We start from the raw sequence: 19,099 nt of genomic DNA on the forward strand, positions 1-19,099 counted from the left end.
AATACGTGGACAAACCGCAATTTTCCCGTAAATATTTAATCGTCAACGAAGTCTTAAACGCTGTGACCCACGGTATCGGTTTTGGTTTAGCAGTAGCTGGTTTAGTTATCTTATTAGTTAAAGGAGCCCGTTTAGACTCAGCTCTTCACGTCGTCTCGTATGCAATTTATGGTTCAATGATGATTTTATTATTTTTATCTTCCACCTTATTTCATAGTTTAATTTTCACCAAAGCAAAAAAAGTCTTCCAAGTTTTCGATCACGATTCAATTTTTCTTTTAATTGCCGGTAGTTATACACCATTTTGCCTACTAAGTGTTAAAGGCTGGCTTGGTTGGACATTATTTGCGTTAATTTGGCTTTTAGCTATCAGCGGCATTGTCTATAAATCCTTGACGCTGCATAAAAAAGACACCGTCTCGAAAGTCTCAACTTTCATATATTTATTTATGGGATGGCTTTGCTTAATTGCAGCTAAAGATTTATGGCTTTCTTTAGGCAATGTCGGCACTGCCCTTTTAGTTTCAGGCGGTATTGCGTATTCTGTTGGCGCGCTTTTTTACAGTCTTAAAAATATTCGCTTCATGCATGTTGTCTGGCATTTGTTTGTCATGTTAGGGGCTGGTCTCATGTACTTTTCCATCTTACTTTACACATAATAAATTATCTAAAAATTTATACTTTCCATATAGTTAAAAAGTGCAATCAAAAGTTAACTTTTGATTGCACTTTTTGTTTAGTCTAAATGGATGCGTTCATATTCTTCAAAAGAGTGAGGGAATTTATTTTTTTCATCAACTTTTCCCGCAACTTTTTTGATTAAGCGCCAGTTTTCCCACTTAACTTCAGGAAAATACGTATCCCCTTCAAAGGAATTTTCAATCACCGTTCGAAAAATATAGTCACAAGCCGGCAATAACGTTGCATAAATTGCCCCACCACCAGCGATAAAAACCGTGTGATCACTTGCTTTTGCATAGGCGATAACTTGCTTAATATCATTCATAACAAGTACGCCCACTGGTGCTTGGTAATTTTCATTACGGGTTAAAATGATTGTCCTTCGTCCAGGCAAAGGGCGCCCCCCCATACCCTCAAAAGTTTTTCTCCCCATGACGAGGGTTTTACCCAATGTCATCTCTTTAAAAAATTTTAGATCATCTGGTAAATACCAAGGTAGAACTTCATTTTTACCAATTAAGCCATTTTGATCTTGTGCCCAAATTGCTGCTAGCATGGCTACCTCCTTTTAAAATTTTTGACTAAAACTTAAACCGCGATTGGCGCTTTAATTGTTGGATGAGGATTATAATTTTCTACTTTAATATCTTCCATCTCAAAATCAAAAACAGAGGCTTTTTCTTGGTTTAAAACTAATGTTGGTGCGCTTCTCACCTCGCGCGATAGTTGTTCTTTCATTTGTTCAATATGATTTTGATACAAATGCGCATCCCCTAAAGTATGCACAAATTCTCCCACGCCAAGACCTGTTTCATGGGCAATTAAATGTGTTAATAATGCATAACTGGCGATATTAAAGGGAACACCTAAAAACACATCAGCACTTCTTTGATAGAGCTGGCAACTTAATTTGCCATCATAGACATAAAATTGAAACATTGTATGACATGGTGGTAAAGCCATTGAAGGTACATCTTCTGGATTCCAGGCAGTCACGATTAAGCGACGTGAATCGGGATTTTTTTTGATCATTTCAATGACATCTTTAATTTGATCGATAAACGTCCCATCTTGTTTTTCCCAATGACGCCATTGATATCCATAAATGTGACCTAAGTCTCCATGTTTTGCGGCAAATTTTTCATCGGCAACAATTTTTTCACAAAAATCTTTTAACTGTTTTTGATATTCTTCATTGAATTTTTCATCAACCAGTGAGCGCCGACCAAAATCAGTCATATCCGGCCCTTTATAATCTGTACTTTTAATGTAGCGTTCAAAAGCCCATTCATCCCAAATATGGTTATTGTGTTGCAATAAGTAACGGATATTGGTATCCCCTTTTAAAAACCACAATAGTTCGCTTTTGATTAAGCCAAATGGTACCCGCTTGGTCGTTAACAGTGGAAAGCCTTCATTTAAATCAAAACGCATCTGATAGCCAAATAAACTTTTAGTTCCGGTCCCTGTCCGGTCCCCTTTATCGTGGCCTTCTTCTAATAGTTTTTTCCCTAAATCTAAATATGCTTGTTCCATGAATATCCCCCTCAAATTTCACTGATAAATTCTTTATTCCACTACAAATTCGCTTAAATATTCCCAACGTTGCATTTTGTCTTCTAAATTTTTTTCAGATGAACTAATTTGTTTTTGTAATTCTTGTAATTTCGTAAAGTCTGCTCCTTGGTGATTCATTTCTTCAGTTAATGCTGCAATTTTTTCTTCCAAGGCAGTAATGTCTTCTTCAATTGTTTCCCACTCTTTTTGTTCCATATAGGTTAGTTTTTTCTTAATCGCAGCCTCTTTTGTATGCGTAGTTTCCACACTTACCTTCTTTGTTGCATTTGGTAGCATATCTTCTTCTAAGCTGTTGGCTAAATAATCGGTGATACTGCCAAAATAAGAAGTGATATTTCCATTGCCATTAAAAATTAGTAATTTTTCTGCTACTTTGTCTAAGAAATATCGATCATGGGAAACTGTTAAAACAGCACCGGCAAATGTATCTAAATAATCTTCTAAAACCGTTAAAGTCGCAATATCCAAATCATTGGTTGGTTCATCTAACAACAAGACATTTGGTTGACTCATCAATAATTTCAATAAAAACAAGCGCCGTTTTTCACCCCCAGATAGTTTTCCAATGGGTGTCCCATGGGTATGACGCGGAAATAAAAAGCGCTCCAGCATTTCAGTTACACTAACTGTGGTACCATCATTTTTTTTGACCATTTCGGCTACTTCTTGTAAATAACTAATCATTCGCTGATTCGGGTCCATGGCATCGTTTTGTTGGGTGTAGTAGGCCATTCTTACGGTTTCACCAATTGCTAAAATTCCGCTTTGCAAAGGGATTTTACCCGCAATAATGTTTAGCAGCGTCGACTTACCTGCACCATTTTCACCCGTAATACCAATTCGTTCTCGCGCTTGAATTAATAAATCAAAATCTTTTACAATCACTTTATTTTCAAAAGCATAATTTGCTTTTTTTAATTCAACGACCTTTTTACCAAGACGCTTTGTCGCAATTTCAATACTTACTTGGTCATCACCTTTATTTTGCCTCATACTCTCTTTTAAATCTTCAAAACGATTTATACGAGCTTGTTGCTTAGTCGTTCTTGCCTTTGCACCAGCACGCATCCAAGCCAGTTCTTGTTTATAAAGCTGCTTTTTCTTTTGCTCTGCTTCAGCGTTTACCCGTTCTCTTTCCGCTTTTGCGGCTAAATAGTTTTCATAATTACCATTAAATTCTTGTAATGCACCGTCTGCTAGTTCAAAAATCCGGTTAGTCACACGGTCCAAGAAATACCTGTCGTGGGTGACCATCAAAAGCGATCCTTGGTAATTTTTCAAATAATTTTCCAGCCAAGTAATCGCGTCATAATCTAAGTGGTTTGTCGGTTCATCTAATAAAAGCAAATCAGGTTCATCAATTAAAACTTGTGCCAATCCGACCCGTTTTTGTTGGCCCCCAGATAAATTTTTAATCGGTTCATTTAGTTGTTGGATACCCAATTTTTGTAAAATAATCTTGGCATTGGTATCTGTTTGCCAGGCATCTTGCTCATTCATAGCCGCTTCGGCTTTTACAAAACGTTTTTGAGCTTGTTCATTCGTACCATCTTCTGTCAGTTGCTGCAAGGCCTGTTCGTATTCTTTAACGACTTGAACTTTTAAACTATCACTTTCAAAAACTGCTTGTAAAACCGTCTGATCACCCGCAAAATCACTTTCTTGGGCTAAATAGGCAATGCGATAATCTTTGGCATATTCTAGAGGATTCAAATCACCGTCGCCACTTTCAATGCCGGCAATAATTTTTAACAAACTACTTTTACCAGTCCCGTTAATTCCGATTAAACCAATTCGATCTTTTTCATGGATCATAAAGTTTAAATCACAAAACAAGGTCTTTTCGCCGTAAGTTTTATTTAAGCCTACTACTTTTAATTCTTTCATTTGTTCCCCTCCAATATCTCACACATTGTACCATTATTTGTAAAAAAAAGCAGGTAGGCAAAATACCTATCTGCTCAATTTAAATTCATCTAAAAAAAGGAATTTTGGGTAAATTCCCCGTCTGGCCCATCGCATAGGATTCTAATAAATTTACTTTACGTCGGTATTCATTTGCCGCAAAAGTGGTAATTGTACCTGCTGTTTCAAATGTATCAATTACTTTTCGCTCTAAATAATAGCCCCGTAGCATTTCTTTAATATAAGCTGGATCTTGGCGAATCATGACCGCAGCCATAAAATCATTTAATTCTAGCCGTCCCATCATATTTTGCCGTTGTTCCAAGAAATGAGCAATAATTTTTTCATCATAAACACCATCTAAACTGGTCAAGCTTTGCTTAATTAATTTAGTATTACGCAAATAAACTTTTTTTATCTGACTTAAGTCATTTGGCTGCATTTGTTTTGGTGTAGTTTGTCTTCGTTCAAAAAATAATTTGGGATGTAAAATTACGCGAATAATTCGGCGTACAACCAATAGCCAAAACGCTAGAAAAGATAAAATTTGTTGCCCTACAGAATGTTGGAAATTTGCAATAAACCGCGAATAAAAGCGATAGGTGTTCACGTCAATTTCATGGCGGCGAAAACTTTCATCTAATCCATCTCGCTCAATCCCAATAATCAAAGCTTGAATTTCTTGCACTTCTTGACGTTCACTTTCAGTCATTGCGGCAGTATACGTATCCCACATGCGATTTTCATAACTTTGGATAACCGCTTTTAAGGCAATTTGTTCACTTTCGGTTAAGGTTGTCTCTTTTTGGTCTATCCGTAATTCTTTTTTGACTTCAGCTAAAATAGCTAATCCTTTTTCATCCACGGGAACCTCCGCTTCACCATCAGCTAATTGCGGTAAAACAGCTAAACTAATGACGAGGCTTAATAAAATGACACCAGCTGTCAAAAACAGCAAAACACTACGTTCAGGAAAGATTTCACCATGAAGACTTGTGGGCAAAATAAAAATTGTAGCTAAACTGACGGTTCCTTTCACACCACCAAATGTTAAAAGTAAGATTTCCTGCCACGTTTTGGCTTTTCCTTTTTTGGTACTAAAAAGATTTAAAAGAAGTAAAAAAATGAAACGGATAAAAAACAAAATCGCCGTAACTGCCACAATAACTAAAAGGAGTAGCCAGTTTGCATAGACATCACTTTCCCAGATTGGTGAGAAAACTTGCGAAATCTCAATTCCTAAAAAGATAAAGACTAAACCATTTAAGGTAAATACGATGGTATTCCATGTTGCAGTAGAGACATTAGCAAGTTCTGCTTGAAACAATGTCACTTTTTGACGCCCAGTAGCTTGCATAACACCAGCGACAACTGCCGCAATAATTCCCGACACACCGATAATTTCAGAAAAAACATAGGCTACAAAAGGAAGCAATAGCTCAATGAGTAGATAAGCCGTAACATCTTGTGCGGATAGTTGTTCAATTAAGCGAATTAATTTTCTTTTTCCCCAGACTACTATCATCCCGACTAAAGCCCCACCGACACTGGCAAATAATAAACGCCAAGAACCTTGCCACAATGAAAAACTACCCGTAATAAGAGCAACTGTTGCAAATTGAAAAGCCGTAACGCCAGAAGCATCATTTAAAAGTCCTTCGCCTTCTAATATCCGCATAACGCGATCAGGAATTTTCAGCGATTTGGTAATCGAAGTGACTGCTACTGCATCTGTAGGTCCTAATGCAGCACCAAAAGCCATACAAGCAGCTAAAGGGATCGTCGGCATCAATGTATGCAATGTAAAACCTACTGCCACAAGTGTTACCAACACACCACCAAAAGCCAAAGATAAGATGGTACCAAAGTTTTTAAAAATTACCGGCAAATCTGCGTGCTCCCCTTCGCGAAATAGCAACGGAGCAATAATTAAAACCAGAAAGATTTCCGGCCTAAAATTTAACGTCCGACCGTAACTCGATAAACCAACGAGAATTCCAAAAAATATTTGAATGAAAAAAATAGGAATGGTGGGAATAATTTTGGCAAAAATATTTGAAAAAGTAATTGCAACAGCAATTAAAATAATTAATTCAACTAATTCCATGCCTTACTCCTTTTGTTTAAATTCACATAATAATTTTAAAAAGATTTCTTTGCGCGCCACAATTTTTTGTTCAAGCTCCGTTAACTCACCTGGTTCTTCTTCAAGCTCCAATTGTGCTCTTTTTGCTTCTAAGCGTAGGAGTTCGTGCTTTAAGCGTTCCAATTTTCGATAGCTGAAAAGATTTTTACGTCGCACTTTTTCCAAAATACGCCGTCTTTCTGCCATTGTTAAACTACCATATTTTGTTCGTAATAAATTCAGCTGTGTTTCAAAGTCTTTACTCATGATTTTTACTCCCTTTAAAAATGTCTCCCTAACAGTAGCGCAAACATCTGTACTTGACAAGTAACAACAACAAATAAGGCAACAAAAAATAAGAGGCCTGACAAAAATTGTCACACCCCTTACTTTTTAGTTGTTCATGTAAAGATCATAGTAAGCATCCATAATTTCTTTAGCGGTTGTTACATTGACATGGTCATCGTCATTTTTTAAATTTGGTAGCATGACACTGATTGCTACTTTTGCATCATCAGACGGACCATAGGCCACAATATTGCTATTAATGGTATCAGTAATTTTTTTGCCATCTTTATAAACAGCCGTTTCGGCGGTACCTGTTTTAGCAGAGGCCGTCATTTTTGCTCCAGCTAAGGCAGTAGCCGTAGTAAAAGGATCGTTGCCATGAACGGCATCGTAAAAACCACCTTGAATAATATCCATTTGGTTTTTGGAAAGATTAACTGTATTTAAAACTTTCGGTTGAATGGCTTTTTTCAAGTTACCTAGTCCACCATTTGTATCATTACCATAAATACCACTCACGAGATGAGGTTGAATTCTTTTGCCGCCATTTGCAACAGTTGCTGCATATTGGGCAAGTTGCATTGGCGTATACGTATCAAACTGTCCAAAAGATAAATCTAGCACACTACCACCATTATTTTGTGAATCCAAATAACGAATTGGTGTAGAAATACCATCTTCTTCATTGGGAATATCAATTCCTGTTTTTACGCCCATCCCATATTCTGAGAATGCTTTGCGTAACGCATCATAAGCTTTCACCTGTTTATCAATTAAAGGCATTGAAACATTATACTGATAATTCATATTCAGTAATTTAAAGGTCACTTTCATCATATAAGCATTAGAGGAAATTTCCAATGCTTTACGGGCAGACAAATTACGACTGCCACTGCCGTCTTTATTGTAAATAGAAGCCTTTATTTCGGTACCGTTAACTTTGATCGGTTCATCATACAAAACTTCATTGCCATCTAAGACACCATTTTGCCAACCTGCCGTTAGCGTTCCCGCTTTAACAACAGACCCTGGTACAAAAGCTGACTGCACAGTTCCTAGGGCATGTTCTTCTAAATCATCACTTTTTTCTTTGTGTAAGAAACCCGCCATCGCCAACACACCACCGGTATTGGGATCCATCGCCACAGCATAGGCTCCCGGTGAATAGTCAGCTTTTCCAGCATCGATTAATCCTTGGTAATTTTTTTTCAAAATATTCTCAACCCGTTTTTGAAATTCTGCATTTAGCGACAACACTAAGTTATCCCCTTTTGCTCCCGGCGAGACTTCTTTTTGACTAGAAATATTACCTTGTCGATCTAATATCACTTCATATTGAGATTTTGTTCCTTGTAAAACATCCTCGTATTGCTTTTCTAAAAAGCTTGTCCCAACCCGGTCATTTCTAGCATAGCCCTTTGCTAGATATTTCTCTAAATCTTCTGCTGGCAACCCCGTTGTCTCAGTTGATACATTGCCTAAAATACTGCGCAGCGAGCCTTTTTGAGCATAGTCTCTGCTCCAATCCGTACCTGTAGAAACTCCAGATAACTCACTTGCCCGTTCTGCTACAATAGCAAGTTCTTCATCAGTAACATCGCGATTTTTAATATAAACAGTATTTAGTGCCGATGCACTGTTCATTTTTTTGAAAATCATCGCAGCTTTCTTTTGTTTTGTATCAAATTGAATTTCTTTATCCGAAACTTTATCAACTAACAAGGCGTAACGTTTACTTTGATCGGTGATCAACTTTTGACTTGCACTCAAACGACTATTGGCTTTTTTTAGATTTTCAGGATTCGCCAGCCAATAATCTTTTAAATCGCGCTCTTGCAATGTTTTTTCAATTGGAACGTCGATTAATTCATTTAAGCGATTGGCGATTTTTAGTAAATCTTCAGCTGACATAGTATTACCCCGGGTAAAGGTAATCGCAGGATTTGCTTCGTTTGATACCAATGGTTTTCCCGTTGCATCATAAATCATGCCCCGTGGTGTACTTCCTTTAATCTTAATTGTCGACGAGGCTTTTAGTTGCGTTGCAATATTATCGCCATTTACAATTTGCAAATAACCTAATTGCGCAATTAAAGCAATAAACAATGCGAAAATAATAAAGAAAAGGAAATTCAAGCGAAACGGAACATGAGAACGAGGCGCCGTTTTTGAAGGTGCTCGTCCATCTTTTAATTTTTTTTCAATATGGGCTCGTGTTAATTTATTTTTAAGATCTTTCATGTGTCAAATCCTTCCAAAACATCAGTACCGTCTTATTTTACCAAAAAAACATTGATAATACAGTTTTATTCACTAAATAAATAAAACCTTAAGCTTGTTTTCTAAGTATTTTTAAAATGTTCCACAAGAATAATTATATTTTTAATTTTATCTAAACAAAATACATGAATTTCAGACTTTAGTATCAAATCATTTCTCATAAATCGTGAAACATTACTTTTAGTAAGCTTTTATTTTTATAAAATTGTGGGTAAGTAAAAATAATTATATTTTCAAAGCAGGCCTATCACTGCTACCCCCACTAATTGCTCTACACATAAAAAAGACAATCCTATTTCAAAGGATTGCCTTCACATTATCTTTAAGTTTAATTAATAGGCCGCTTGCTCATCGTAATTTTGATCATAACCAGTATTACTTCCATCTTGGCTACCATCACCATAATTTTCTGTTCCGGTCACATTTTGAACAGAACCATCAGCTTCTGCAGTTTGGTTTGTATCATCGTAAAATTGTCCTTGAGCATAGCCGCTTGTATATTCATCACCAGTTGGCAAAGTTTCACTTGTCGGTAAATTCAATTCCGTTTTTAATTTATTTTGCATTTCCAGGACTTGATTAAGACCCAGCATTTGATAATAAATGCCATTGATCATTTGTCCTTCACCTTCGAGTTGATCTTGTTTGATTGTTTTAAAGGCTGGAATATAGTTATTGGCGATATCTAACATATCTTCCCAAGAAAGATCTGTTTTTGTATTTTTTTCTACCGCTTTTAAAATCTTTTGATAGTTTGCGACACTATCAAGACTCATTACTTTATTGACAATTTTAGTAATAACTTCACGTTGTCGCTTTTGTCGTCCGATATCCCCTTGAGGATCTTGTTTCCGCATTCTGGCATAAGCTAAACCCGTTTTACCATTGAGTTTAATTTTCCCCTTGGGAACATGGACTCCTTCTAACGTAAAATCAATTTTATTATCAACTGTTATACCACCAACAGCATCAATTAAATCTCTTAACCCCTGCATGTTGATAGATACGTAATGATCTAATGGAACATCTAACAAATTCTCAACAGAATCCATTGCCATCTCTACACCACCAAAAGCATAGGCGTGATTCAATTTATCCATCGTACCATAACCAACAATTTGCGTATAGATATCACGGTCTAGACTAACAATCGTTGATTGTTTTTTTGCAGGATTCACCGTTACTACCATCATAGAATCAGAACGCCCTTGTTCTGTTCGTCCTAGAGCTCCCGTATCAATTCCCATTAATAAAATTGAAAACGGCTCCGTATTATCGATATTAGCTTTTGAAACGTGGCGACTATTTTTTCGATCAATTTTTTCAACAATCGCATTAAACGAACTATTCGCATCGTGATACATTTTAATGCCATAAGCAGTAGCGCCTAAAACTGCAACCGTAATTAGACCTACAATTCCCAAAATAATTTTTTGATATAAACGCATTGGACACCTCTTAGTTAACTTTTTCATTTGTTGAATATCGTATAAATTTTGCCACACTTCTTTTATTTCAGCAATCTAAGTTTACGTTTATTACTCAAACTTAATATTTTTGCAACACAAATGAAAAGAAGCGACCAAAAATGATCGCTCCTTGTACTAAATATAATCGACAAAACGTGCTCTGAATTTCATATGCAGATGACTGCCAAGGATTAATAAAATTAAAATTATTCCCCAAAAAATCAGCGTATAATTGGCTTTTTCCCAAAACCAAGCGCGGCTTAAAAAAGAATCCCGAATGCCGTCATTAATATAGTATATCGGGTTTAATTTCAAAATTTTAACTAACCATACTGGCAAATTACGATTATTAATATCCCAAATAGTACCAGAAACATAAAACAACAATCGTAAAACAGATTGTAAAAAGATGTGGTAGTCACGAATTAACACCGTAATTGTTGAGTTCAAAATACCAAAGGCAAATAAGAATACTACCATACAAACAAAATAGTATATATACTGAAGCCAGTAAATGGTCGGCGCAACGCCAGATAACAAAAGCGCACCGATTACTATCGCAAGCATTGGAAAATAAGAGGATAGATTACTAATAATATTAATTGTTGGTAAAACACTCACCGGAAATTTCATTTTGGCTACCATACCTACTTGACGATGAATGGAATTAGACGCCCCTAAAATTGAAGCGTTCGTATAAAACCACGCTGTAATCCCCATCATCATCCAGACAAAAAATGAAACTCCGTCAATTTTACGATTCCCATTCATACCAATCCCAAATACCAAATAATAAATTCCCACTTGAATCGCAGGATTTAAAATCTGCCAAGCAAGACCCAAATAGTGGCTTTGATAAGTGGCTTTATCTTCATAGCGAGACATCCGAAAAATCATGCCCAGATGTTGAAATTGTTCTTTAATTATCAACCAAATTTCTTTCACTAAAATCTTCCTTTACATGACAACGACTAAAATTAGCCATCCTTATTTAAAAACTTGTACAATCGTATCAACGGGATGCTTAATAGCATGGGTCAATGAACGGCCACTAAAAGATACTAATGAAAAAAAAGTGGTTACGGTAATTGCACCAATTAGAATAGCTTTCGTTATTCCAGTCATTTTATCACCTAATGGCGTTCGTTTTAAATTCTTATTGACCTGAACTTCTGACAAGTGCTGGGCAGCCAAATGTTGATCACTTTTAGCATTATCTGCAAGTTTATCCAGATTAAACGATTTTTGTTCTTCTTTGCACTTGTCTTGATATGCTTTTTGTTCTTTTTTCGATAGTTTCTTAAACCAATTAATAAATTCCCGATAATCCGCCATTACTTCATCTGTTGGCCCTATCGCGCGCATATCACCGTAATGCATCCAAATTGTCTTATCACAAAGTTTTTCCACTTGAGGAAGTGAGTGGCTGACAAAGAAAATAGTCTTGCCTTGTTCTTTAAATTCCATAATTTTATCGACACATTTTTGATAAAAAGTTTCATCCCCCACGGATAAAGCCTCATCAATAATAAGAATATCAGGGTCATTATGAACGGCAATCGCAAAACCTAACCGGGACTTCATCCCACTAGAATAACTTTTTACCGGTTGATTTACAAAATCACCTAAGTCGGCAAAAGCAACAATTTCCTCCATCTTTGCATCGATTTCCTTATTAGTCAGACCACTCATTAATGCTTTTAAGCGAATATTTTCAATACCCGTTAATTGTGGCTTTAAACCGGCACCAATAGCAATAATAGAAGTATCACCATTTACCTCCATCGTGCCTGATGTTGGTGGAATAATTCCACTAATGATATTGGATAAAGTTGACTTACCTGAACCATTTATCCCGATTATCCCTACTGACTCGCCGGCTTTCACTTCAAAACTGACACCTTTTAGTGCCCAAAAGCGTGGGACATTTCGGTGATAAAATTTGAACAACGCTTTTACTTTATCGGATTTCTTTTTGTACAAATCGTACTCTTTGGTGACAAGAGTGCTTCTTACTTTAATATTATTTTCCAAAATCTTCATCCTTTACCAGATATTGACTTGAAATAGTTCACGCTACATCATACCATATTTTAGTTGTTGGTCAAAACTGCCTCTAATAAAATAGAACAAAAATATGAAAAAGTCGAGAAAAATCTCGACTTTTTTGTTTATTTTAGTTTTAAATCATTTTTTATCTGTGTCGTAGAAACTTCTGGCGTACGTGGTAAGTAAATAACTTCTGCATCTGTTTCTTCTTGTAGAAAATCAAATTTACCAGCCCAATCGTCTCCCATCACAAATTTATCAATGTGATACAATTTGATATCACTTGATTTTTGATCCCAACCTTCTTCTGGGATAACCAAGTCCACATAACGGATTGCCTCTAGTAATTGTTTGCGTTTTTCATAACTGAAATAACATTTTTTTTGCTTTTCATCCCAGTTAAATTCGTCTGTTGACAAAGCAACTACTAAATAGTCCCCTTGCTCTTTCGCACGGCGCAATAAATTAATATGCCCATAATGTAATAAGTCAAAAGTTCCATAAGTAATAACACGTTTCATGTCTTTCCCTCGTTTCTTTTTCTTATAACGAAGATAGCAAAAAAGCTTTAAAAAGGCAACCAAATAAAAAAACCGGATCAAAATCCGGTTAAAAACTAAATTATAATTTAGTTACTTCCGCTGCTTGTGGGCCGCGAGCGCCTTCAACGATGGTAAATTCAACATCTTGGCCTTCTTCTAATGATTTAAAGCCATCCCCTTGAATTGCTGAAAAGTGTACGAATACATCATCGCCACCTTCAGTTGTAATAAAGCCAAACCCTTTTTCGTTGTTAAACCATTTCACTTTTCCTTGTTCCATGTTTTGTGTAGCCTCCAAAAAAATAATTAACGGATATTCCGTCACTTAATTATAACGAAAATTGGAAGCGGTAGCAAATCTTATTTTTCCAAAATATAATCATTCATAATAAAGCCTTGACCAATTTCATCGTCTTTGGTGGCAACAATTTTAAAGCCCCGATGCTCATAGATTGCCACAGACTGTGCGTTATCCCGATTTACCCGCAATTGTTGCCTCAAGTTTAGTGCCTTACTTAGGCTATCATACCAATCAAAGATATGACGCATTAACCCTTGCCCGCGAAATTGCTTTTTGATGTAAAGTTTGCTGATATAAATAACTTCATTTTTTATTTCATAGGCAGTGTAGCCAATTATTTCATTTTCCTGTATTAATGCAAAATAGTGCACATCGTTTTTAATTTCATCCGCAATATTTTTTTCTGACTGATAGTTATGCAACATAAAATCAACCTGTTCTGCGCCAATTATCGGCGTAAACCATTCTTGCCAAATTTCGACCACGACAGGATATAAAGCCTGGATATCATTTTGTGTTTCAACCTTTTTTTTCTCCACTTCAACGCCTCCAAAATAAAAAAATGTGATGAAAGTTTCCCTTCATCACATTTTAGACTACTTACTATGCTTTTTCAAAGTGTTCGTTTGCTTTGTCCCAGTTTACAACTTCCCAGAAAGCTGCAATGTAATCTGGCCGTACATTTTTATATTTTAAATAATAAGCATGTTCCCATACATCTAAACCGATAATTGGTGTCTTACCTTCCATTAAAGGAGAGTCTTGATTGGCTGTTGACATAATCGCCAATTTACCATTATCTACTACTAACCACGCCCAACCAGAACCAAAACGTCCTGTAGCGGCTGTTTTAAATTCATTTTTAAAATCTTCAAAAGAGCCAAAAGTTTCATCAATGGCATCCTTTAAAGAACCCGTTGGCGCCCCGCCAGCATTTGGGGCCATAATTTCCCAAAAGAAAGTATGATTAGCATGTCCACCGCCATTATTTTGAACTGCGGTACGAATATCAGCCGGAATTTCATCCATATAAGCAATCAATTCTTCCACACTTTTTTCTGCTAATTCTGGATATTTTTCTAAAGCCGCATTTAAATTTGTCACATAAGTATTGTGGTGTTTGTCATGATGCAAGTGCATTGTTTCCACGTCAATATAAGGTTCCAATGCGTCATATGCGTAAGGTAATTCTGGTAAAGTATAAGCCATTTTCGAAATCCTCCTAAATGTTATTTACAATGTAAACACTATCAGAGAAAAGTCAATTATTCAAAAAATATGCCTCAATTTAATTAATTTGAGCAACATTTAAACCACTTTATCTTTTGATTTAAAAATAAACAATTTGCTAAAAAGATAGTTAGCAATGACAACTACAACTTGCGTTATTAGTTTTGCCCAAAAATCGGTGATTTCCAGGCTATCAACGAAAAGAAACATCATTCCCATGTCAAGTCCATAGGATACAATGCGATAAAAAATGAACTTACCAAACTCGATTATTAATTCAAAAAAGTTTTCTGATTCTGACTTAAAAACCCATAACTTATTTGTTACAAAAGCAAATAGTACAGCAGCTAACCATGAAATTGAATTAGAATTAAATAAATTTAAGTTAAAAGCATCACGCGCAAAAAAATAGATAACAAAATTTACAACAGTAGCTAGTCCGCCAAAAAATAAATAGATAAAAACTTCCCATAAATGACGTCGCTTCATTTTCGTTTTAAATTGCAAATAATATTTCATTTAAGTACCTCTTTATTTTTCTACTGAATATAAGAATAAACAAAAACTAAAATAGAAACTACTAATTTCAAAGATATTTAATCAATTCTCCTTGTAAAAGCCCCAGACCTTCGATAGAATGGATTGAATACTTATAAAAAGGAGTCCTGCTCTGAATGTTACACTTAATGAAAAGTTCTTTTTTCCAGTTTCGGGAGTTACTTGCAGCAAAAAAATTAGCCTTTGGTAAAGTGATTGGCTATATTTTTATCTTAGGCGCTATTCTTACATTACCTCTGGCCTATAAGGTTAGCAGTGTTTTTCACGATATTCAACATGATGGCCAAAAAATTGCCGCTAAGCTACCTGATTTTACAATTGAAAAGAACCAGTTACAACCAGCGGATGCAAAAGAAAAAGGATTTATCTACCAAACTGATTCGATTATTTTCACCTTTGATCCGCAAGGCAAACGAACTGCCAAAGATATTACAACAGATATGGTGGGAAACTTTCTTAGTATCGGTCTTTTAAAAGATGATTTAGTTGTAGCAATGCCAAGTACTGGCGCAAGTTCTGCACTACTTGGTGACAATCAAATAGTTATACCTTATTCTGAAGCATCCCTTGCTTCTTTATCTGGTAGTCATATCCGAGATTATTTACAAGGCACTAAGATTCCTTGGTGGATGTATCTGATTGCTTTTTTAGTTTCACTTTACCCTAGCGTTGTGAATTTACTTGTCACCTTATTGTTTGCAACACTTGGTGCAACACTGCAAACAAAAATGCGACGGCTAAAACTAAGTAGCTTTGAGAATTTTAAAATTGTAGTTTTCGCTGCAACTTTACCTGTGATCTTAACTGCAATTATCCATTTTGTGACAATGAATTTCGATGCTACCATGTTCATTTTGATTGCAACTTTATTTATCTTTAATCAAGTCATTAAAAAAATCCCGCAAGAAGAACAAAAATCAAATTAAATAAAAGACGCCTTTCAATGTAGTGACTCTAAAAGTTAGCTTAAAAATCTAACTTTTAGAGTCCTACAAAACTTGAAAAGCGTCTTTTTTAATTTCCTTTGCTACAATAAAAGTATGTACATAAAGGAGGAAGTTTTATGACGAAATATATCTTATCCAGTCGCCCTTTTAAACCAGAATTGATTAATGAAATAAAAAAAATTGCGCCAGAATATGATTTTATTACCGAAATCGCTACAACTGCAGCTTGGCAACAAGTGGAAATTACCATCGGTTGGCAAAAAAAATGGGATAAATTACTAGCACCTAATTCCAACTTAAAGTGGGTACAAAGTATTTCCGCTGGAGTTGATTATCTTCCACTTCAAGATTTTAAAAAGCAAAATATTTTATTGACGAATGCAAAAGGTATTCACAAAGAAGCGATTAGTGAACACGTTTTAACGACAATTTTGATGCGCCTTAGAGGCTTTAATGAAGCAGCTGTTGGCCAACGTCATAAAAAATGGCAACAAACTATTTTTTATGGCAAATTAGAAGAACAAAAAATTTTGATTGTTGGTACTGGTCAAATTGGCCAAGAACTCGCTGGAACTTTGAATATACTTGGTAATCATCCCACCGGAATTAATACTTCTGGCCACAGTGCCCCAAATTTCACGAATACACATGCAATTTCAGAACTAAAAACAATAGCTCAACAATTTGATTTCATTGTCAACATTCTTCCCCTCACCGCTGAAACGTATCATCTGTATGACACAGAATTTTTCAATCTACTCCGTCCAAGTGCTACTTTTATTAACGTCGGAAGAGGTGCCAGCGTGGATACACCTGCCCTAGTTAAAGCTCTACAAGAACAAACAATTGCCTATGCCGCATTAGATGTCTTTGAAGAAGAGCCACTTGCTTCTAATAGTCCCCTATGGGAGCTAGATAACATTTTGATTACTCCCCATATTGCTGGCATGGTACCACATTTCCAGCAAAAATTCATGAGGATCTTTTTGAAAAATCTTGACTCCTTTGTTAAAACGCAAGCTGTCAGCCAAAATCAAGTTGATCTTACAAAAGGTTACTAAAAATTTTTTTATAGTTGTATTGTCTTCGTGCTCAATAAAAAAACAAAAAACCTTGTTGAAAAGCTAACGAACTGTCAGTTTTTCAACAAGGTTTTACGGTCTATTTTTATCTGACTCCTTTATTAAGTAATGGGGTCGCTTTTTTGTTTCCAAAAATATTTTGCCAATATATTTCCCGATAATCCCTAAGCAAAGTAACTGTAAGCCCCCCACAAATAGAAAAATGGAAACCATAGAAGGCCAGCCACTGGTAGGGTCGCCAAACAATAAGGCCCGTACAACAATAAAAATCAAGGCAATACCAGAGCCAAAACACGACAAAGCACCTACAAAAGAAGCGATGTTTAGTGGTAAGTCAGAAAAATTCACGATCCCATCAATCGAGTATTTTAAAAGTTGCCAAAAAGACCAAGAAGTTTTACCCGCAACACGTGCAACATTTTCATAAGCAATGTACTCTGTTTTAAAACCAACCCAACTAAAAATTCCTTTAGAAAAACGGTTATATTCAGTTATTTGCAAAACAGCATCTACCATTTGCCTTGTCATAAGTCGGAAATCACGGACACCAGACACGAGTTCAGTCTCGCCAATTTTATTCATCAAATAATAAAATAAGCGCGCAAATAAACTCCTAAGCTTAGGTTCACCAGCGCGGTTTTTTCTTCTGGTAGCGACACTATCTAAATCATGGGCTACTAACAAATCATACATCTCCACTAATAATTGCGGTGGATCTTGCAAATCAGCATCCATTAGTGTCACATAGTCTCCTTTGGCATTTTGTAACCCCGCATATATTGCAGCCTCCTTGCCGAAATTACGAGAAAATGAAAAATAATGAACCTTTCCACCACTCTTTACTGACAATTCTTTCATCAGCTTCAAAGTCTTATCAGTAGATCCGTCATCGATTAAAATGTATTCCACATCTAAAGGCAGCACTTTTTCAATTTTTGCCATTTCAGCAAAGAAGTAATGCAAACTTTTTTCTTCATTAAAACACGGTACAATAACCGACAAAAGCATTTGCTTAAACTCCTATAATAGTTTAGTCTTCTGTAAATAAATACTTAGGTTCATTTAATTTTTCATCCAAGTCGACGGTTAAATCATAGCCTTTGAAAAACCATTCATCTGCTTCATCGGCATAAAATAAAATCCCATCAGCGGTTGCTTTTGCAATTGGATTTTCTGGGGTATCAACAGACATCCCAACTGAAAAACCTTCGTGAACTTGCGTTTTACCGTAAACTTTACCGTAAAAACGAACGCCCATCCCCTCATCAACTGTTAATTCTGTTTTAAACCATTTTGCCGCTGCTGGTGTTATTGTTATTTTCATTAATATCCCTCACTAATCATTCATTTTTTCATCTAAAATATCCACGTCGTCTGTTTCACCAATCACCAAAAGATTATCATTTTTTAAAACGATTTCATCGGCGGTAGGAGAAACAACAACTTTGCCGTTAACCCGGCGAATACCGACTACCGTTAAACCAAAATTTTGACGGAAATTCAAGTTTGCCAATGTCTTATCATAAAATTTGGGATTGGTCACACGTATTTCTGCCAATGAATAGTCATCTGATAATTCGACATAATCTAAAATATTTTTAGAAACGAGATTATGGGCTATTCTTACCCCCATATCCCTTTCAGGATGCACAACGCGATCGGCGCCGATTTTTTCTAATACCCGGGCGTGATATTCGTTTTGCGCTTTAGCCAAAACATTTGGGACGCCCATTTCTTTTACCATTAACGTAACTAAAATGCTTGCTTGAATATCTTCTCCAATTGCGACAATCACATGATCAAAATTACGAATGCCCAATGAGCGTAAAGTCATTTCGTCTTGCGCATTTCCCACGACAGCATGGGTTGCGATATTCATATATTCATTTACACGATCTTCACTACTATCAATCGCTAAAACCTCTTGACCAGATTCAATCAAAGTTCGACAAATACTGCCTCCAAAACGCCCTAAACCAATAATGGCATAATTTTGTTTCATTCTATTCTCCTTCATTCGTACACTTTATTTAAAACAGCTATCGTAACTTATGTAGCTAGTAT

20 protein-coding genes are annotated in these 19,099 nt (G+C 35.9%); 3 read left to right on the forward strand and 17 right to left on the reverse strand.

What is annotated here, in order from left to right; translation table 11 throughout:
- The first annotated feature begins 5 nt into the window (after positions 1–5).
- On the forward strand, positions 6–659 hold the full coding sequence (gene trhA / locus K4422_RS01370) for a PAQR family membrane homeostasis protein TrhA (protein WP_230708747.1): 654 nt from the start codon (positions 6–8) through the stop codon (positions 657–659).
- A 77-nt stretch (positions 660–736) separates the two neighbouring features.
- Here the strand turns inward: trhA and K4422_RS01375 are convergent, their stop codons facing one another.
- The 14 genes from K4422_RS01375 to K4422_RS01440 all read right to left on the reverse strand — a co-directional run bounded on the left by K4422_RS01375 (position 737) and on the right by K4422_RS01440 (position 14,967).
- Positions 737–1,237, reverse strand: a complete 501-nt coding sequence (locus K4422_RS01375; RefSeq protein WP_230708750.1) for a dihydrofolate reductase — start codon at positions 1,235–1,237, stop codon at positions 737–739.
- 32 nt (positions 1,238–1,269) lie between these two features.
- A complete protein-coding gene (locus tag K4422_RS01380; RefSeq protein ID WP_206905532.1) occupies positions 1,270–2,217 on the reverse strand; it encodes a thymidylate synthase in 948 nt (315 codons plus the stop codon).
- 33 nt (positions 2,218–2,250) lie between these two features.
- Positions 2,251–4,146, reverse strand: a complete 1,896-nt coding sequence (locus K4422_RS01385) for an ABC-F family ATP-binding cassette domain-containing protein (protein ID WP_230708752.1) — start codon at positions 4,144–4,146, stop codon at positions 2,251–2,253.
- An 85-nt stretch (positions 4,147–4,231) separates the two neighbouring features.
- Positions 4,232–6,271 (reverse strand): cation:proton antiporter, encoded by a 2,040-nt coding sequence (locus K4422_RS01390; protein WP_230708754.1) that lies wholly within the window; start codon positions 6,269–6,271, stop codon positions 4,232–4,234.
- Positions 6,272–6,274: 3 nt separating this feature from the next.
- Positions 6,275–6,556, reverse strand: a complete 282-nt coding sequence (locus tag K4422_RS01395; RefSeq protein ID WP_230708756.1) for an AAA family ATPase — start codon at positions 6,554–6,556, stop codon at positions 6,275–6,277.
- Between the two features lie 126 nt (positions 6,557–6,682).
- The gene (locus K4422_RS01400) at positions 6,683–8,818 is read right to left on the reverse strand and encodes a penicillin-binding transpeptidase domain-containing protein (protein ID WP_206905527.1); all 2,136 of its coding nucleotides are present in this window, start codon (positions 8,816–8,818) and stop codon (positions 6,683–6,685) included.
- A gap of 371 nt (positions 8,819–9,189) precedes the next feature.
- Positions 9,190–10,305 (reverse strand): LCP family glycopolymer transferase, encoded by a 1,116-nt coding sequence (locus K4422_RS01405; protein ID WP_206905524.1) that lies wholly within the window; start codon positions 10,303–10,305, stop codon positions 9,190–9,192.
- Between the two features lie 156 nt (positions 10,306–10,461).
- The gene (locus tag K4422_RS01410) at positions 10,462–11,271 is read right to left on the reverse strand and encodes an ABC transporter permease (RefSeq protein WP_230708758.1); all 810 of its coding nucleotides are present in this window, start codon (positions 11,269–11,271) and stop codon (positions 10,462–10,464) included.
- A 42-nt stretch (positions 11,272–11,313) separates the two neighbouring features.
- A complete protein-coding gene (locus tag K4422_RS01415) occupies positions 11,314–12,369 on the reverse strand; it encodes an ABC transporter ATP-binding protein (RefSeq protein WP_230708760.1) in 1,056 nt (351 codons plus the stop codon).
- Positions 12,370–12,497: 128 nt separating this feature from the next.
- Positions 12,498–12,896: a glycerol-3-phosphate cytidylyltransferase gene (tagD, locus tag K4422_RS01420; protein ID WP_230708761.1), complete on the reverse strand. Its 399-nt coding sequence runs from the start codon at positions 12,894–12,896 to the stop codon at positions 12,498–12,500.
- A 100-nt stretch (positions 12,897–12,996) separates the two neighbouring features.
- Entirely contained in the window at positions 12,997–13,197 is a 201-nt protein-coding gene (locus tag K4422_RS01425) for a cold-shock protein (RefSeq protein WP_071863753.1), read from the reverse strand.
- A gap of 80 nt (positions 13,198–13,277) precedes the next feature.
- Positions 13,278–13,757 carry a GNAT family N-acetyltransferase gene (locus K4422_RS01430; protein WP_230708762.1) on the reverse strand — a complete coding sequence of 160 codons (480 nt, stop codon included), beginning with the start codon at positions 13,755–13,757 and terminating at the stop codon, positions 13,278–13,280.
- Between the two features lie 64 nt (positions 13,758–13,821).
- Positions 13,822–14,427, reverse strand: a complete 606-nt coding sequence (locus tag K4422_RS01435; protein WP_230708763.1) for a superoxide dismutase — start codon at positions 14,425–14,427, stop codon at positions 13,822–13,824.
- 99 nt (positions 14,428–14,526) lie between these two features.
- Positions 14,527–14,967, reverse strand: a complete 441-nt coding sequence (locus K4422_RS01440; protein ID WP_230708765.1) for a GtrA family protein — start codon at positions 14,965–14,967, stop codon at positions 14,527–14,529.
- Positions 14,968–15,122: 155 nt separating this feature from the next.
- On the opposite strand from K4422_RS01440, the gene K4422_RS01445 reads away from it, so the two are divergent.
- Entirely contained in the window at positions 15,123–15,932 is an 810-nt protein-coding gene (locus K4422_RS01445; protein ID WP_230708767.1) for a DUF1189 domain-containing protein, read from the forward strand.
- A gap of 137 nt (positions 15,933–16,069) precedes the next feature.
- Positions 16,070–17,014: a phosphoglycerate dehydrogenase gene (locus tag K4422_RS01450; protein ID WP_230708769.1), complete on the forward strand. Its 945-nt coding sequence runs from the start codon at positions 16,070–16,072 to the stop codon at positions 17,012–17,014.
- 93 nt (positions 17,015–17,107) lie between these two features.
- Here the strand turns inward: K4422_RS01450 and K4422_RS01455 are convergent, their stop codons facing one another.
- From K4422_RS01455 to K4422_RS01465, 3 genes are read right to left on the reverse strand one after another with little or no spacing between them, the layout of a single operon-like run.
- Positions 17,108–18,043 (reverse strand): glycosyltransferase family 2 protein, encoded by a 936-nt coding sequence (locus tag K4422_RS01455; RefSeq protein ID WP_230708771.1) that lies wholly within the window; start codon positions 18,041–18,043, stop codon positions 17,108–17,110.
- A 22-nt stretch (positions 18,044–18,065) separates the two neighbouring features.
- Positions 18,066–18,359: a HesB/YadR/YfhF family protein gene (locus K4422_RS01460; protein ID WP_206905484.1), complete on the reverse strand. Its 294-nt coding sequence runs from the start codon at positions 18,357–18,359 to the stop codon at positions 18,066–18,068.
- Positions 18,360–18,371: 12 nt separating this feature from the next.
- Positions 18,372–19,037: a potassium channel family protein gene (locus K4422_RS01465; protein WP_206905481.1), complete on the reverse strand. Its 666-nt coding sequence runs from the start codon at positions 19,035–19,037 to the stop codon at positions 18,372–18,374.
- Positions 19,038–19,099 lie beyond the last annotated feature (62 nt).

It is taken from the genome of Enterococcus sp. SMC-9 (assembly GCF_021011285.1).
In the GTDB taxonomy this organism is placed as follows: Bacteria; Bacillota; Bacilli; order Lactobacillales; family Enterococcaceae; genus Enterococcus_C; species Enterococcus_C montenegrensis.

Coding starts and splice junctions, on each gene's coding strand:
- tagD (WP_230708761.1), bottom strand. CDS start 12,896: ATGAAACGTGTTATTACTTATGGAACTTTTGACTTATTACATTATGGG.
- K4422_RS01380 (WP_206905532.1), bottom strand. CDS start 2,217: ATGGAACAAGCATATTTAGATTTAGGGAAAAAACTATTAGAAGAAGGC.
- K4422_RS01455 (WP_230708771.1), bottom strand. CDS start 18,043: ATGCTTTTGTCGGTTATTGTACCGTGTTTTAATGAAGAAAAAAGTTTG.
- K4422_RS01425 (WP_071863753.1), bottom strand. CDS start 13,197: ATGGAACAAGGAAAAGTGAAATGGTTTAACAACGAAAAAGGGTTTGGC.
- K4422_RS01465 (WP_206905481.1), bottom strand. CDS start 19,037: ATGAAACAAAATTATGCCATTATTGGTTTAGGGCGTTTTGGAGGCAGT.
- K4422_RS01385 (WP_230708752.1), bottom strand. CDS start 4,146: ATGAAAGAATTAAAAGTAGTAGGCTTAAATAAAACTTACGGCGAAAAG.
- K4422_RS01415 (WP_230708760.1), bottom strand. CDS start 12,369: ATGAAGATTTTGGAAAATAATATTAAAGTAAGAAGCACTCTTGTCACC.
- K4422_RS01405 (WP_206905524.1), bottom strand. CDS start 10,305: ATGCGTTTATATCAAAAAATTATTTTGGGAATTGTAGGTCTAATTACG.
- K4422_RS01435 (WP_230708763.1), bottom strand. CDS start 14,427: ATGGCTTATACTTTACCAGAATTACCTTACGCATATGACGCATTGGAA.
- K4422_RS01440 (WP_230708765.1), bottom strand. CDS start 14,967: ATGAAATATTATTTGCAATTTAAAACGAAAATGAAGCGACGTCATTTA.
- K4422_RS01450 (WP_230708769.1), top strand. CDS start 16,070: ATGACGAAATATATCTTATCCAGTCGCCCTTTTAAACCAGAATTGATT.
- K4422_RS01460 (WP_206905484.1), bottom strand. CDS start 18,359: ATGAAAATAACAATAACACCAGCAGCGGCAAAATGGTTTAAAACAGAA.
- K4422_RS01395 (WP_230708756.1), bottom strand. CDS start 6,556: ATGAGTAAAGACTTTGAAACACAGCTGAATTTATTACGAACAAAATAT.
- K4422_RS01390 (WP_230708754.1), bottom strand. CDS start 6,271: ATGGAATTAGTTGAATTAATTATTTTAATTGCTGTTGCAATTACTTTT.
- K4422_RS01400 (WP_206905527.1), bottom strand. CDS start 8,818: ATGAAAGATCTTAAAAATAAATTAACACGAGCCCATATTGAAAAAAAA.
- K4422_RS01375 (WP_230708750.1), bottom strand. CDS start 1,237: ATGCTAGCAGCAATTTGGGCACAAGATCAAAATGGCTTAATTGGTAAA.
- K4422_RS01445 (WP_230708767.1), top strand. CDS start 15,123: ATGTTACACTTAATGAAAAGTTCTTTTTTCCAGTTTCGGGAGTTACTT.